Here is a 14,020-nt window from a genome sequence, read left to right as displayed (position 1 = left end):
CAAATTAACCCAACTTAGTGACAGCGTGTTTATCGCTAGTTGACTAAGAAAGCTGAGAGCGAAAAATGCAGGAATTGCGATTTGTACTCATTATTGTTGGCGCATTAGCTATCGCCGCATTATTGTTCCATGGTCTATGGACGAGTAAAAAAGAAGGGAAAGCAAAGTTTGGAGATAAGCCGCTTGGTAAGCTTGATAACGATAGCTTAGATGAAGCAGAAACTATCCCAAATCGTTCATTCGCCCCAGAAGATGATTTTGAGATAATCCGAAAAGAACGCAAAGAACCGGATTTTGCTGTTTCGCCATCTGCGACTGATCCTCTAATCGATTCAGATCCGCTTACAGCGCCACAAGTGAAAGAAGTTCACGAAGACGACATCGAATTGAATGATCTTCCTTCTTTCAGCGTTGAAGACCCAATCAAGGTTGAAAGTGAACCGGAAGAGCTTAAGGAGGAGAAGGTTATTGAGCCTGAAGTTCCAAGCTTTGAGTTGACCGACGAACAAAAAGAAAACCATGCAGGCTTTAAAGAGCAGTACGGTTCGTTTGAAGAAACTTCTGAGACGGTTGATGAGCCACTTGTTCCAAACGAAACGTTCACCCCTGGTGAGCCTGTTGTTGCGAAAGAAGTTGTTACTCCGCAAAGTGCGCCTGTTGAAGAAGCGAAGTCAGATGAAGAACTTGGTTTAGAAGTTATCGTTCTTAATGTTCACTGTGCTGGAGAGATCCCATTCGTGGGTACTGAGCTGTTCCGCAGCATGGAAAACAACGGTCTAACTTATGGTGAGATGTCTATCTACCACTGCTTTGCACAATCGAGTGACGAACCAAAAGTTATTTTCAGCGTAGCGAACATGATGCAGCCAGGTACTCTAGAACATGACGACCCTGCTGACTTCACGACTAAAGGTATTTCGTTCTTTATGACGTTACCTTGTTACGGTCAGGCTGATCAAAACTTCAATGTAATGTTGAGTGCGGCGCAGAAAATTGCTGATGATATGGGCGGAAACGTATTGGATGAGTCACGTAACTTAATGACACCAAACCGTTTATCTGATTACCGCAAGCAAATCAGAGACTTTATGACGGCATCGAACGCCTAGCCGTATTGTTTAGCCTTGTAAATAATCTATATTTATAGAAAAGGGCTCCTAAGGGAGCCCTTTTTGATATTTCAATCACGACAGAGAATGATATGAAAGAATCGATTCAAGTTACCTTAGAGCAGTTAAGAGAAACTCTGCATTATCACGCCGTTCGTTATTACGTAGAAGATAGCCCTGAGATCCCTGATGTCGAGTACGATCGATTAATGCAGCAATTGCTAAAGATCGAAGAAGAGAATCCAGAGCTTGTTACGGTGGATTCACCAAGCCAACGTGTTGGCGGTCAGCCTTTAGATGGCTTCACGCAAGTGACTCACGAAATCCCAATGCTTTCTCTAGACAATGCATTCTCTGACGAAGACTTGGATGCGTTCAATAAGCGTATGTCCGATAGAGCACCAACCGCGAACCTTAAAACTTTCTGTTGCGAGCCTAAACTCGATGGCCTCGCTGTGAGCTTGCTTTACGTGAACGGGACATTAGTTCAAGCGGCGACTCGTGGTGATGGCGCAACGGGTGAAAACATCACGGAAAACGTACGTACGATTAGCTCAATTCCACTTAAGCTACAAGGCGAAGGTTGGCCAGAACGTATTGAAGTGCGTGGCGAAGTGTTTATGCCAAAAGCCGGCTTCGATAAACTGAACGAAATGGCGCTGAAGAAAGGCGAGAAAGTCTTTGTTAACCCACGCAATGCCGCTGCAGGTAGCCTGCGTCAGCTTGATTCTCGTATTACAGCGAAGCGTCCACTGGCTTTCTACGCATACAGTGTCGGTGTTGTAGAGGGCGCTGAGCTTTCTAATAGCCACTATCAACGCTTCTTACAGCTGAAAGGCTGGGGTTTACCTATGTGTCCTGAGACTAAGCAGCTTAGCTCACTTGAGGACGTAAAGGCTTATTATCAAGATATCATGACCCGCCGCGATGCTCTGGCTTATGAGATCGATGGCGTGGTGATCAAAGTCGATGATATCGCGGCTCAAGAAGTACTTGGCTTTGTTGCTAGGGCTCCTCGTTGGGCGATTGCTTACAAATTCCCAGCGCAAGAAGAAATCACTCTGCTTAACGATGTTGAGTTCCAGGTGGGCCGTACTGGCGCTATTACGCCGGTTGCTAAACTAGAACCTATCTTCGTAGGCGGCGTGACGGTTAGTAATGCCACTTTACACAATGCCGATGAGATTGCTCGTTTAGGCGTGAAGGTAGGCGACAGCGTTATTATTCGCCGAGCTGGTGATGTAATTCCACAGATCGTTGCGGTTGTACAAGATCGTCGTCCTGAGACTGCGAAAGACATTGTTTTCCCTGATGCTTGCCCTGTATGTAGCTCTGCGGTTGAGCGTGAAGAAGGCGAAGCGGTAGCGCGTTGTACCGGCGGTTTAGTGTGTCAGGCGCAGCGTAAAGAAGCCCTTAAACACTTTGTTTCTAGAAAGGCGCTAGACGTTGATGGACTGGGCGTGAAAGTAATTGAGCAGCTTGTGGACCGTGAAATGGTCGAAACACCTGCTGATTTATTTAAGCTAAGTGCTGGCGTGATTACTGTTCTTGACCGAATGGGGCCTAAATCGGCACAGAACGTCGTGAGCGCGCTGAATAAAGCCAAAGACACGACATTAGCGCGTTTCCTCTATTCACTCGGTATTCGTGAAGTCGGTGAAGCGACAGCGATGAACCTAGCGCAACACTTTAAGACGTTGGAACTGGTTCAAGCTGCAACTCATGAACAGCTAGTGGAAGTGTCAGATATTGGTGACATCGTTGCTAGCCACATCACCAGTTTCTTCTCACAAGAGAAAAACAGAGCGGTTGTTGATCAGTTAATCGAGCTTGGTGTGAACTGGCCTGTGATCGAAGAAGCTCCTGATGACCAAGAACTGCCTTTGGAAGGTAAAGTCGTTGTGTTAACAGGTTCATTGTCGCAATTAGGTCGAAGTGAAGCTAAAGCTGCGTTACAAGCATTAGGTGCGAAAGTGACGGGTAGCGTATCGAAGAAAACGGACATCTTGTTTGCCGGAGAAGCTGCGGGTTCTAAATTAACCAAAGCACAAGATTTAGGTATCGAAATAAGAACCGAAGAAGATCTAATAGCCCTTATTTCGTAAGTAAATACAGATAAAAAAAGCTCAAAGGCACTTCTTTCAAGGGAGTGCCTTTTTTGTTTCTGATATAAAAATGAGGGCTTTTTAATTGTTGAGAATTTTGTTCCTATACGAACTCTAAAATCAGGACAGTGACGCTGCTCAACATTAATGAAATACCATTGTAGTTGTATCAAAAATGCGAGTCACTTCTATTTTTACAAGAGCGCAATCCATTCAAGTGGTTGATATTTATTGTTTTTATTGTTTTTGGTTGTGAGCTTTACAATTTATCGATCTGGATCACTAAGTACCTACTAAATTTGCACCAACTCATATTTTTTTAGATGAAAATTAAGTTCTCATTGATCTTTTTGAGGGCGAAGTTAGTCTTAATGCCATGGATGCACACGATGTGTATAACCAGAAAGGAAATAGAGAATTCAGAGTTTAGGGTTCTCAAACAAGAAAAGGTATTTCTCTCTACGGCGGCCAACTTTAGGCGGGGAATATTCAAACAGCTATATCCATTTTTAGGAGTTTTATTCCATGGAAAACAAAATTTTCAAACGTACTCTACTAGGTGCATCTGTTGCACTTTTATCGACAGGCGTAATGGCGAAAGAAGTTGGTATCAACTCTGACTTCAACGTTGACGTTTACGGTGTTGCAGCTATCTCTCTAGTGAACTACAACACAACTGACAACAATGACTCTAGCTCTGGTTACGCAGTAGAGAACGAATCTCGTATCGGCTTCCGTGCTCACAAAGATATGTTTGAAGACGTTACTATCACAATGCAGATCGAATCTGGCTACGTAGATAGCACAGACTGGTCTCACGGTGGCGTTTCAGGTGGTGTTCTAGGTTTCCGTGATACGTTCGTTGGTGCTTCTGGCTCTTGGGGTAACCTTCGTGTGGGTCGTGTTCTTACACCACTATACGAAATCGTCGACTGGCCATTCTCTAACCCTGGTTTAGGTTCTGTATTCGATTGGGGCGGCATCAACGGTCACTACGATCGTCAATCTAACCAAGTACGTTACGATTCAGCTAAATTTGGTGGTTTCTCTTTTGCAGCTTCTGTTGGTCGTGATGATAACGACAACGGTGGCGGTGCAGCGACTCGTGATGCAAACTTTGTTGGTGCAAGTGCTAAGTACAGCTTCGAAAAAGTAACATTCATGGGTGCGGTTGAATCTGGTACTCGTGTAGTAGCGGAGACTGGTGGTGAGTATGTTGTAGCTCAAGAAGACATTAAAGATGCAAACGGCAACGTAACTACGCCTAAAGGTGAAATTTACCTAACTGATACTGTAGCTGGTTACGATGACGATACATTCGCATACATCGTAGGTTTTGAAGCTAGTCTACCAGCTGGTTTCGGTATCGCAGCAGCATATAAAGGCGAAGAGCTAGATAACGGAATCCGTAAAGTGACTCAAGATTCTTACTCAATCATTGGTCAATACTGGAATGGTCCAATCGGTTTCAAACTAGGTTACGCAGCTAACCTTGAGTCTGAAACAAATGGTTCTAAAGATGCTAACTCAGACAGCAACACTATTTCTGGTCAGCTAATGGCTGTTCATAACGGTTTCGTACCTTACCTACGTGTAGCGGGTCGTACTGTTGGTGACGCTGATACAGATATCGTAACTCGCGTTGGTCTTGAGTACGGTTTCTAAGCTAGAATCTTTAGCTTAAACAGTTAGATAAAAATCAAAACGCTGGTAAATTTTGTTTGCCAGCGTTTTTCCATAGTGAACATAAGGAATTAGTCATAATGAATAAAGTTAGTGTAGTTGTATTATCATTATTTTTGGGAGCTTGTAGTTCACTCGATTCACAAAGTAATTTTGCAGACTCAGTTGCAGATGTACAGCCAAAAGGTGGTTACATTCAAGTGACTGGACAATCTTATGTAGCGGAAAGTAAAGCGAACGTCGGTGCTGATATCCTGAAATCGTCACTTTACTTTACATACAACAAAGAAGTAACACAGAACTCGGCTCCAGAATCTTCAATTATCATGGATGTGAGTTACTTCCAGAGCTATAAAGAATACGAAACCGTAAGCTTTTTTGGAAAGACGATAGACCTTGAAGAGAGACAGGTTCCAAGAGAGAGCTGCAGCGAACACTGCACAAAGACTCAATATATTGAATTTACATTGAGCGAAGCTGACATTCAGCAAGCAAGAGAAAAGAACTTAGAATTTACACTTGATGGACAAAACTCAGTAATGAGTACAACTTTCATTGTGCCGAAAGCGTATATCGACACAATCTATAATGGCGCAAATAATCATACAGCTATCGCTGTTGCTCCAGTAGCGGTGCCTGTTGCGGCTGTAGTTGCTGAAGAACCAAAAGCATCACAAGCACAAGAGATGGTGAATTACTGGTATGTTGAAGCAACCAAAGAAGAGCAAGCTGCAGTGACAGATTGGGCATTCAAGAATCGTAAGAACGCGAACCCAGCACCACTAGAAGGCTCAAAAGAGATCGAAATGGTTTCATACTGGTTCAACAAGCTAGATAGTGAAGAAAAATCTCAAACTATTATTTGGTTGTTAGAGCAAGAGTAAGCCTTTAACGTTACACCCTAACTATGTTTTTCAACCGCAGTATTGTATAACAACAGTACTGCGGTTTTTCATTTTAGGCTTACAGGTAAGATTGTGAATATTGGTGAAGTAGCGAAGCGTGTTGGTACAACAGCGAAATCCATTCGTTTTTACGAAAGTAAAGGCATGATGAGTCCTCCACATCGTTCAGAAAACGGCTATAGGCAATACGGCGAGATTCACATCGAACAGTTGGAGTTTGTACTAAGAGCTAAAATGGTTGGATTTACCCTTGATGAGTGTAAAGCACTAGTTGATTTGGCAATGAACCCCGATAGAGAAAGCTACGAGGTAAAAAAGAAGGCAACGCAGAAGTTAGACGAAATAGAGTTGAAGCTTGCTGAATTAAATAAGATGAAAGCTCAACTGCAATCTTGGGTTCATGATTGCCCTGGTGATGCTTCAACGGAATGTCCTATCTTAAACAATTTATCTGGCCGCAGTTAGGTTATGTCAGCTAAAAAGAATCGTCAGGCCGCAATTACATTACTAGCCTGACTTTAGTCTCCTATCACAGCACTTTTCCGCCGTAATGTTTACAGATCAGCAATGGTACGTGAGTGACTGCATTACCATCTGAGCATTTTACAATTGGCCCCATGTTTCCGTTACCAGGAGACTGACTGCTCGCGAGAGCACTTCCGAATGATAAGCTGAAAATAGCCGTTAGAATGATTAAAAAATGTCTCATACAAACTCCATTAGGTTTATCTCTGATTGAGATAAATGAAAGTATGGACAAGGGAAAGAAAATTTCAAAAATTGGACGGACTTAACATTTTTAATAATTATAATTAAGCGAGAGTCAGGCTAATTATTCATATATATCTTGGGCAAGAAATCTGGCTTTCTTATACCTTTTTAGCTTAATCAAACTTTTTAGCTTTACGAAATAAGAACTTATTTTTTTTTCAATTCAATCTATCGCAATGATAATTCGAATATTATTAAGGTTCAAAAATAGAAAAAGCCTGCATTTATTGAAAATGCAGGCTCCATATAGCACTTGATTATAAAGGTTCTATTATTAGAACTATTCCGTCTAAAGCGACAATCTTAATTTCGGTGCCTGATGGGATATCTTGACTCGCCTTTGCAGACCAAGAAGAGTCACCGAACTTAATTCGACAGCTACCTTTCTTTACGTCTTCACTTAGAATTACGGTTTGACCTACCAGTTGCTTTTCTCTTTGGTTTAACTCTCGCCCTGCATCCGATTGCTTGTCATTCGAGAGTTGTCTTCTCCACCACAACCAAGTCGTGATAAGTGAGAAGCTTGCAAAGGACAGCCATTGCATCTGCCAACCAATTGGTAGAGCACCCAAAAGTGCACCGACCAACATGGCAGATATGCCTATCCATAAAAAGTAACCAGCGGTTCCAACCAGTTCAAGTGCAAGCAGTGCTAGACCAAATGCCAGCCAGTGCCAGTGGTTTACTTGTTCTAGTAATTCGACCATAAGTTAGTCCTTACTACCTTTGTCATTCTTATGTGCAAACATCTCTGCAATACCAGCCACAGAACCCATTAGGCCTGTTGCTTCAAGCGGTAGCATGATGATCTTGCCGTTTTCTGCTTGGCCAATTGATTTCAGTGCGTCGGTGTAGCCTTGTGCAATAAAGTAATTTACAGCTTGCATGTCGCCTTGAGCAATCGCCGTCGATACCATTTCTGTCGCTTTCGCTTCTGCTTCTGCAGCACGTTCACGAGCTTCGGCTTGAAGTATTGCAGCTTGTTTTTCACCTTCCGCTTTCAGGATTTCTGACTGCTTGTGACCTTCTGCTTTTAGGATCTCTGCTTGTCTTACGCCTTCTGCTTCTAAGATATCAGCACGTTTGTTTCGTTCTGCCTTCATCTGAGCATTCATTGCAGCGGTAAGATCGGCTGGCGGTTGTACGTCTTTAATCTCAATACGCGTAACTTTTACGCCCCAAGGATTAGTTGCTTCATCGACGATGTTAAGCAATTTGGTATTGATCATGTCACGCTGGCTGAGCATTTCATCCAGCTCCATCGAGCCAAGCACAGTACGGATATTGGTGAGGGTTAAGTTACGGATCGCGTGCTCAAGGTCATTTACTTCATAAGCTGCTTTAGGGGCGTCGATAACCTGAACAAAACACACCGCATCAATAACGACGTTCGCGTTGTCTTTAGAGATGACTTCTTGTGCTGGGATGTCGAGTACACGCTCCATCATGCTGATGCGCTGTCCAACTTTATCAATAAATGGAATGATTAAGTTAAGACCCGGTTTGAGAGTATGTGTGTATCGTCCGAAGCGTTCAACGGTCCAGTTGTTGCCTTGTGGAACGGTTTTTACACCAGCGAAGATAAATAACAGTGCGACGGCAGTAAAGACGCCAATAGTAATCAAGGTATCAATAGGCATACAAAGTCCTTTGCAAGTTTAAGTTTTTGAATGTTTATTACTCATACTGGCGCATATTTAAAGGCGGGGCAAATTTATAAATGAGAAATGGGCCATAAAACATTGATTTTATGGCCCATTGTGATGTTTTACATTCGAAAATCTAATAGGTGGATTTGCTTGAATTTAGATTTGATAGTTAACTTACGACTCAGCTGTTACAGAACCTGACTAGTAAAGCAGAGAGTACAACTGTCGACGGTATTTACTCGCAACCGCGTTACCTTGTCCAAGCGCACTCAAGATATCCATGAATTCTTTCTTCATGTCACCATCGAGAGTATTAAGATCTTTTGCTAGGAAAGACCACAGTAGATCCATTGCTTCTTCGCTACGGTTCACTTGGTGGTATTGCAGTGCTAATTCAGAGGCCGTTTTAGCATCGCTTGGGTTTTGCTGAAGAGCGGATTCTAGGGCTTGAATCTCAGGGCTGTCTGCTGCCTGTTTATGAAGTTCAAGCTTCGCAACTAAGCCTTTGTAGTAATTATCTTGGTACTCAAGAGGGATGGTTGCTAGCTGAGTTTCAGCAAGGTCAAACTGTTGTGTTTCTAACAAACACTCTGCTATCGCCAGTCTTACTTCACCTTTGCTTGTAAGCTCAGAAGGAAGTTGCTGCATTGCCGCTAGAGCTTGAGTGTGATCGCCTGCTTGCATTAACTCAAGAGCTTGGCGCAGCGCGAGTTCATCTTGACTAGGAAGGTGTTTGCTTAGCATCTCTACAATCGCGTCTAAGCTTTGAGGACCACCCAGTCCATCGACAGGTTGACCGTTAACAAACAGTGCAATCGTAGGCAGTGCTTGAACACCAAACTGGCTAGCAATCGCTTGTTCTTGCTCGCAATTCAGTAGGGCCAAAGTAAAAGCACCGTTGTATTGCTGAGTTAATGTTTGGAGTTCAGGAATGACTTGGGCGCTCTCTTGGCTCATTGGTGCCCAAAAATGGATGAGTACAGGGGTCTGCATCGAACCTTCTAATACTTGACGAAAGTTCTGCTCATTAAGTTCAACAATATGCGGAGATTGCATTTACGTTCCTTGAGGTTTGTTTTGTGGATACGTTGCAAATATGGGGTGAGAAGTCGGTAACTTCAAGATCTAACTCAGTTATCTCAGATAAAAAGCGCTAAAAATAGAAAAACGCCATGCTTCGATGTTGATAGAGTTGTTATCTCAACACGGAAGACACAGCGTTCTCATTGAGGTGGCCAGTGAGGTATTACTTAAGATATTCAAAACAGAATAAACAACGTAATAGCCAAACTCACACCTACCCAATTAAGGCGGTTTAAAGTCATGAAATATCCAGAAGTAGCTTCATCAATTGGGAATAATTGATGAGATAGCCTAAATCATGACATCTTATTGTTACGAATAAATTACATCGTTACATTAAAGTTTGCGACTGTGCATTCAAAGTTACTCATTTATGCTGCTTTTCTTAAAATAGGGTCTAGCAAGCGGCTTGGTAGGAGTCTTTTTAACACAGCGAATACCTTGGTTGGTGTCGTAACTCGGTACCTTAACTTAGGTTTATCGGCAGTCAGCGCATGAAAAACGGGTTCAATGCAGCTTGCAGCAGGCAGGACAAAAGCGTTGTTCGACGACTCTTTTTCAAGTCGGTCTTTTTGCTGTTGGTAAGCTTCTTGGTGGACACTGCCAGAAATGTTGATCCATTTATTGAACGCTTTCAGGGCGTTGGCTCTAAACTGGGTTTCGATAGGGCCGGGCTGAAGTAATGAAATGTGTATACCGCTGCCATGTAGTTCTAAACGTAGAGTATCAGTCCAACCTTCAATAGCGAACTTTGAAGCGTTGTAGGCGCCGCGATATTTCATAGCGGCGAAGCCTAACACTGAACTGTTTTGTACGATTCGGCCTTCGCCACGTTCACGCATATGCGGAAGGATCTGACAAACAAGATGGTGCCAGCCGAAGAAGTTGGTTTCGAATTGCTCTCTGAGGCCTTGAGTCGGTAAGTCTTCTAGCGCCCCTGCTTGGCCGTAAGCACCGTTGTTGAATAATCCATACAACCCGTCAGGTGCGAGTTCAATCGCAAGCTTGGCACCATTTTCAATACTTTCTTGGTTGGAAAGATCGAGTTGGATGCAGGTGAGACCTTCATCTTGAAGGCGTTGAACATCTTGTGGGTCACGACAAGATGCAATGACATGAAAGCCGCGCTTTTGAAGTGCATGGGCACATGTATAGCCAATACCTGTTGAGCAACCGGTAATAAGAATCGACTTGTTCACACTTAATCCTTTATTAGAGTCTCTATCGCTCTAGGGTAAAGAATTAGTCTTGATGTTGTAACAAGTTTTTTAATGCAGGTTCGATCCTAGAGTAACTAAAGTTGAATCCCGTTTCAGTGAGCTTCTTCGGTTTGGATCGAATGCTGTCAAATAGCAAACAAGATGATTCTCCCATCAGAAGCGACATAGCCCATTTCGGAGTGAACAAGAAATGCGGTCGGCGTAGTTGCTTGGCTAGTGTGCTGCTGAACAGTTTATTGGTGACAGGGTGCGGAGCACACATATTAAACTCCCCTTGAGCGTGAGGAATCGACAATAAGTGGTTGATGGCTCTCACCATATCAAGCATGTGAATCCAAGGCATGTATTGTTCCCCAGAGCCTAATGGGCCGCCTACTCCGAGCTTGTACGGCATAAGCATCTTCTTGAGTGCACCGCCATTTTCTCCCAATACAATCCCCGTTCTGAGTAGTATCACTCGCGTGCTATCTGATTGGGCTCGCTTAGCTATCTCTTCCCAGTGAGCACAAACTTTATGAGGGAAGCTCTCATCCTCCACTTGTAATGATTCATCAAATGGGTGTTGTTGTTGATCGCCATAATAACCTACGGCGGAACCACTAATGAAAACCTCAGGTGGGTTGCTGCTGGCCTGAATTAATTCGACCAGTTTTTCAGTGATGTGCCAGCGACTATTACAGATCCTCTCTTTTTGCTCTGTACTCCAACGCTTATCTGCAATCGGTTCACCTGCGAGGTTGACTACAACGTCAAAATCATTGAGATCACTGAGCTCATCAATGGATTGAATGTAATGAAGATTATTCTGGTTGAGGTGATTTAGGTTTTGTTTCGCATTTTCAGGACTCCGCGTCAGCAATGTTACGTCGTCAGTGTTCCAACTCTTGACCAATTCAGAGCCAATAAATCCAGTACCACCCGTTAACAATATCTTCATACCAATCTCCCTATTAAACATAATTATAGACACGGCTTGTTTTTAATCGCCAACCAATACGAAAAAATCACTATAACGATCAGTTGGTTTCAATAGTGTGATCCCCAAATTACGCCTTTTAAATTTAAGAATGAGTGAAATAAAATTCATTTGGCTAGGAAGTATACCGCTATCACATTTATGGGTTTTACTCGGATATGTTACCAACTGCGTAATATTTATCACATAAGGAATGATAAGGATTTGCCATGATTATTAGTAACTCATAATCAGCGACAAGGAATTGCGATGACGGCGGTGCTTGCTTTGTTTCGAGCCATGTTAGGTAGCCTGAGAGATCTATTGCCGATCGTGGCGGTGATCGCTTTTTTCCAGCTTGCTGTCTTGCAAGAGCCACTTCCTCATCTGTTATCAATTCTAACTGGCTTAGTGCTGGTGGTGTTTGGTCTGACTTTCTTTATCTTTGGCCTTGAAATGGGGTTGTTCCCGATTGGCGAATCGATGGCTCAAGCTTTTGCGCGAAAGGGCAGTGTGTTCTGGCTATTAACCTTCGCTTTCTGTTTAGGTTTTGGTACCACCATTGCCGAACCTGCGTTAACCGCAGTGGCGGCCGAAGCCGCGGAAGTGGCCGCCGAGGGAGGCGTCATCCCTAATACGTTAGATGAAATGGAAGAATATGCAGATGGTCTGCGTTTCACCGTAGCATTGTCTGTCGGTATCGCTATTTTACTTGGGGTGCTGCGAATCTTAAAAGGTTGGCCAATTCAGTACATGATCATCGGTGGCTATATTGGAGTTGTGGTGCTTACTGCATTTGCTCCGGAAAACATTATTGGGATTGCGTATGACTCTGGTGGAGTGACAACATCGACGATCACCGTTCCGTTAGTGACGGCATTAGGAGTGGGGTTAGCCTCGGCGATTAAAGGACGAAATCCTATGATTGATGGCTTTGGATTGATTGCATTTGCTTCGTTGTTGCCGATGATGTTTGTCATGGTTTATGGGATGGTGGTGACATGATCAGTGTGCAGCAATTTGTCGACACCTTTTTAGGTACCGTGGTGGATGTAATTCCGATTGCGGTGATCATCTTTGGTTTTCAGTTGGCGGTATTACGTAAGCCCGTGAACAATTTAGCTAAGGTGCTGATTGGTTTCTTTTACGTCATCCTTGGTTTGTCTCTTTTCTTGATGGGATTGGAACTTGCACTGTTTCCCTTGGGAGAGACGATGGCCATGCAACTGACCGAGCCAAGTTTCCTGACTGAGTTTAAGGTCAGCTCTGGCCTTACGTTGGTTTGGTTTGACTATTATTGGGTTTATCTTTTTGCATTCTGTATTGGTTTTAGCACCACAATCGCCGAGCCTTCGTTGATTGCTGTGGCAATTAAGGCGAATCAAGTCTCGGGCGGTAGTATCAGTGTTAATGGGCTGAGAATCGCCGTGGCATTGGGTGTCGCTATTGGTATCTCGCTTGGAAGCTATCGGATTGTTGCTGGAGACCCGATCCATTACTACATCATTTTTGGTTATGTCGTCGTGGTCATTCAAACCTTTTACGCCCCAAAACTCATTATTCCATTGGCCTATGACTCGGGCGGTGTAACCACATCAACGGTGACAGTCCCTTTGGTGACAGCGCTCGGGCTTGGGCTTGCTTCAACCGTACCAGGAAGAAACCCTGTCATTGATGGTTTTGGATTGATCGCTTTTGCCAGCTTATTTCCCATTATTTCAGTGATGAGCTATGCCCAAATAACACAATGGTTAAACCGTTTACACACCTCTAAGGAGAGCAAAGATGCGCTTTAAACTTATCTTAGCGTTTGTAGAAGAGAGCAAGACAGACAGTGTGCTCGATGCCGCGCGTGATGCGGGCGCAACCGGAGCAACCGTGATTAATAATGCCAGAGGGCAGGGCTTAAACCAAAAAACCACCTTCTTTGGCTTAACGTTAGAGGTGCAAAAAGATGTGTTGCTGTTTGTCGTCGAGGAGCATCTAGCAAGGCATATTCTCGAAAGAATTAGTGACGTGGGTGAGTTTGACCAAGAATCGGGACAAGGTATAGCAGTGCAGATTGATGTCGAAGATGCAGTCGGGGTAGCACACCAGGTCGAGACATTAACTAAGGTTGTGGAGGATGAACTATGAATACCAATGACAAGATTCGAGTCAGTGACGTGATGGCAAATACCTATGTGATTATTGATGGGCTAACCACAGTGTTAGAAGCGATAGAGATGGCTAAGAAGCATAAAGTGAAAGCCATCATTGTCGATAAGCGCCACGAAGGTGACGAATACGGCATCGTATTGATGAATGATATTGCTAAGAAAGTACTGGCTAAGAACCGTTCTCCGAAGCGAACCAATGTTTATGAGATCATGACCAAGCCAGCGCTAAGCGTGTCTGCTGAGATGAACGTAAAATACTGCGCTCGCCTATTTGAACGCTTTGGTATCAGTCGTGCGCCAGTCGTTTGTGACAACAAGATAGTCGGTATGGTTAGTTACAATAATATCGTAATCAACGGTATGGCGAGAGATGACGTGTAG

At 43.6% G+C, this 14,020-nt stretch carries 15 protein-coding genes; 9 read left to right on the top strand and 6 right to left on the bottom strand.

From position 1 onward, the window contains the following. Positions 1-65 precede the first annotated feature (65 nt). The 5 genes from zipA to cueR all read left to right on the top strand — a co-directional run bounded on the left by zipA (position 66) and on the right by cueR (position 6,267). Complete coding sequence (zipA, locus tag BCU34_RS09830) at positions 66-1,109, top strand: cell division protein ZipA (RefSeq protein ID WP_102479244.1); 1,044 nt, start codon at positions 66-68, stop codon at positions 1,107-1,109. A 92-nt stretch (positions 1,110-1,201) separates the two neighbouring features. After that, positions 1,202-3,214, top strand: a complete 2,013-nt coding sequence (gene ligA, locus BCU34_RS09825) for an NAD-dependent DNA ligase LigA (RefSeq protein ID WP_102479924.1) — start codon at positions 1,202-1,204, stop codon at positions 3,212-3,214. Between the two features lie 525 nt (positions 3,215-3,739). Continuing rightward, the gene (locus tag BCU34_RS09820) at positions 3,740-4,879 is read left to right on the top strand and encodes a porin (protein ID WP_048660875.1); all 1,140 of its coding nucleotides are present in this window, start codon (positions 3,740-3,742) and stop codon (positions 4,877-4,879) included. Between the two features lie 98 nt (positions 4,880-4,977). Then, positions 4,978-5,781 carry a DUF2057 family protein gene (locus tag BCU34_RS09815; protein WP_102479921.1) on the top strand — a complete coding sequence of 268 codons (804 nt, stop codon included), beginning with the start codon at positions 4,978-4,980 and terminating at the stop codon, positions 5,779-5,781. Positions 5,782-5,874: 93 nt separating this feature from the next. Further along, entirely contained in the window at positions 5,875-6,267 is a 393-nt protein-coding gene (gene cueR, locus BCU34_RS09810) for a Cu(I)-responsive transcriptional regulator (protein WP_048660873.1), read from the top strand. Between the two features lie 64 nt (positions 6,268-6,331). On the opposite strand, the gene BCU34_RS09805 is transcribed toward cueR, so the two are convergent. The 6 genes from BCU34_RS09805 to BCU34_RS09780 all read right to left on the bottom strand — a co-directional run bounded on the left by BCU34_RS09805 (position 6,332) and on the right by BCU34_RS09780 (position 11,462). Continuing rightward, entirely contained in the window at positions 6,332-6,511 is a 180-nt protein-coding gene (locus tag BCU34_RS09805; RefSeq protein WP_017061927.1) for a hypothetical protein, read from the bottom strand. Positions 6,512-6,830: 319 nt separating this feature from the next. Next, complete coding sequence (locus tag BCU34_RS09800) at positions 6,831-7,280, bottom strand: NfeD family protein (protein WP_048660872.1); 450 nt, start codon at positions 7,278-7,280, stop codon at positions 6,831-6,833. Between the two features lie 3 nt (positions 7,281-7,283). Then, on the bottom strand, positions 7,284-8,213 hold the full coding sequence (locus tag BCU34_RS09795) for an SPFH domain-containing protein (protein ID WP_017063395.1): 930 nt from the start codon (positions 8,211-8,213) through the stop codon (positions 7,284-7,286). 210 nt (positions 8,214-8,423) lie between these two features. Next, positions 8,424-9,278 carry a co-chaperone YbbN gene (locus BCU34_RS09790; protein ID WP_102479391.1) on the bottom strand — a complete coding sequence of 285 codons (855 nt, stop codon included), beginning with the start codon at positions 9,276-9,278 and terminating at the stop codon, positions 8,424-8,426. Between the two features lie 398 nt (positions 9,279-9,676). Continuing rightward, positions 9,677-10,504 (bottom strand): SDR family oxidoreductase, encoded by an 828-nt coding sequence (locus tag BCU34_RS09785; protein WP_048664658.1) that lies wholly within the window; start codon positions 10,502-10,504, stop codon positions 9,677-9,679. A 43-nt stretch (positions 10,505-10,547) separates the two neighbouring features. After that, complete coding sequence (locus BCU34_RS09780; protein ID WP_102479481.1) at positions 10,548-11,462, bottom strand: TIGR01777 family oxidoreductase; 915 nt, start codon at positions 11,460-11,462, stop codon at positions 10,548-10,550. A gap of 288 nt (positions 11,463-11,750) precedes the next feature. On the opposite strand from BCU34_RS09780, the gene BCU34_RS09775 reads away from it, so the two are divergent. The 4 genes from BCU34_RS09775 to BCU34_RS09760 are packed head-to-tail and all read left to right on the top strand — an operon-like array spanning position 11,751 to position 14,020. Then, positions 11,751-12,485 (top strand): DUF1538 domain-containing protein, encoded by a 735-nt coding sequence (locus BCU34_RS09775; protein WP_048660868.1) that lies wholly within the window; start codon positions 11,751-11,753, stop codon positions 12,483-12,485. Beyond that, positions 12,482-13,276, top strand: coding sequence for a DUF1538 domain-containing protein (locus tag BCU34_RS09770; protein WP_102479480.1), 795 nt, complete (start codon positions 12,482-12,484; stop codon positions 13,274-13,276). Before BCU34_RS09775 ends, BCU34_RS09770 begins: the two co-directional genes overlap by 4 nt. Continuing rightward, on the top strand, positions 13,266-13,616 hold the full coding sequence (locus BCU34_RS09765; protein ID WP_048660866.1) for a P-II family nitrogen regulator: 351 nt from the start codon (positions 13,266-13,268) through the stop codon (positions 13,614-13,616). Before BCU34_RS09770 ends, BCU34_RS09765 begins: the two co-directional genes overlap by 11 nt. Then, positions 13,613-14,020, top strand: coding sequence for a CBS domain-containing protein (locus BCU34_RS09760; protein ID WP_102432775.1), 408 nt, complete (start codon positions 13,613-13,615; stop codon positions 14,018-14,020). Before BCU34_RS09765 ends, BCU34_RS09760 begins: the two co-directional genes overlap by 4 nt.

The sequence above is a fragment of the Vibrio sp. 10N.286.45.E10 genome (assembly GCF_002874195.2).
Taxonomy (GTDB): domain Bacteria; phylum Pseudomonadota; class Gammaproteobacteria; order Enterobacterales; family Vibrionaceae; genus Vibrio; species Vibrio crassostreae.
This window is presented reverse-complemented; position numbering and strand designations above follow the sequence as displayed.